This is a genomic window from Flagellimonas abyssi, assembly GCF_019457905.1.
Taxonomy (GTDB): Bacteria; Bacteroidota; Bacteroidia; order Flavobacteriales; family Flavobacteriaceae; genus Flagellimonas; species Flagellimonas abyssi.
In genome coordinates this window covers 1-320 of sequence record NZ_JAHZSV010000109.1, presented here as the reverse complement: position 1 = coordinate 320, position 320 = coordinate 1, and the positions used below count along the sequence as shown (strand labels likewise).

Here is a 320-nt window from a genome sequence, read left to right as displayed (position 1 = left end):
TTGAGCAGTGACCTGAAACTGTCGATCCATGCATTGGTGCGCTCCACGGCATACCTCTGGTCATAAAGGTCCTGGTCAAAATATTCGTCCCTGTCATCCACTCTGCCGTTGCGCTTGTTGAAACATATATTGGCATTGATGTCCCTTCTTGCACAGGCCGAGCGAAAATCCTTGGAATCGAATCCCGCATCGGCATTGAGGAAGAGCCCCTCCGTTTTTATATCTGCTCTGTCAAGGGTGGCGGTGACCACCTCGAACTGCACCTCGATGTCAAACAGATCATTGTGGTTCCCGGATACCGGTTCCGACATGGCCAAGGG

1 protein-coding gene is annotated in these 320 nt (G+C 51.9%); it reads right to left on the bottom strand.

Going from position 1 to position 320, the window contains the following annotated elements:
• Positions 1-320: transposase (locus tag K1F36_RS20030; RefSeq protein ID WP_335341955.1), on the bottom strand; the 320-nt coding region annotated here is incomplete at both ends.